The organism is Sutterella massiliensis, assembly GCF_016899755.1.
GTDB lineage: Bacteria > Pseudomonadota > Gammaproteobacteria > Burkholderiales > Burkholderiaceae_F > Sutterella > Sutterella massiliensis.
Map to the genome: position 1 here is coordinate 1 of NZ_JACJJC010000122.1, position 1,031 is coordinate 1,031.

At 62.4% G+C, this 1,031-nt stretch carries 1 protein-coding gene; it reads left to right on the forward strand.

The features are described 5' to 3' along the window. Positions 1-1,031: polyketide synthase dehydratase domain-containing protein (locus H6A60_RS11680; RefSeq protein ID WP_205104799.1), on the forward strand; the 1,031-nt coding region annotated here is incomplete at both ends.

A 1,031-nucleotide genomic window follows, 5' to 3' on the forward strand; every position in this document is an offset into this window, starting at 1 on the left:
GTGAAGAATCTGTCGATTCTGCGTCCGCTCGCGCTCGAAAAATTCCCTTCGAAGAAGATCCGCACCGCTGTTTCGCGTGAAGGCGTGCTCACGATGGGCTCGCGCGATTTGCTTTCGAACGAAGAATTCCTTACGCACCTCGCGGGCCGCGCGGTGCGCTCGGACGCGCCGCGTCCCGCGCCCCGGAACATTCGGGTTGCGCTCAATGGCGCACAGGGCACGACCGGTGCTGCCGAACATCTTGACATCGCAGGCTTTTACGATGCGCTCGGCGCGATCGGCCTCAAGTACAGCGGTGCCTTCCGACCCATTGAAGACGCTTGGCGGCTGACGTCGGGCGAATCGCACGACGTGCGCATTCTCGTGAAGCTCGAGAGCCGTCTGGCGCAGGCCGACGACGGCATGGTGCTGCCGCCTGCGCTCGTTGATGGGGCGCTGCAGGGACTCTTCCTTGCACTTGGCTGCGCAGCCAAGGCGGGCGGTCTTGACGTGGGTGATGTCGACCTCAAGGTTTCGTATCTGCCGAGCTGGATCGGGCGAGCCGTTATTTGGGCCGAAGGCGTGCCCGTTTGGGCGCAGGTGCGTCTTATCAAGGTGACGCCTCGGTCGGCGCTCGTCGAATTCGAACTCATGAACGAAAAGGGCGAAGTTCTTGCCGAGTTGCGCGACGTGCGCTTCCTGCGCGTCCATCACAAGGAAAACGGTGTGGAGCCGGCGTTCTACTTCGACAACTGGTCGATCGCCAACAGCGATCGTACGGCTGCCGCCTGCGACGCCGATGCCGCGCTCCGTTCGATTCAGGCGCTTGAGTCGTCGGCACGTCGTGCTGCCGAAGGTATCGGCTGGAATGCGCAGAAGGCTGACGAGTCGCTCACGCTCCTATATTGGCTTTCTGCGGCGCTCGTGCGCGAGGCTGCGACGAAGAACGACTCGGGTGAGGGCTGGGTGCCTGCCGAAGCATTCTTCTGCGACGGCTTTGCGGACGAAGCCATGGAGCCTTTCGTCGACAACCTGATTGCGCTTCTCAAAGA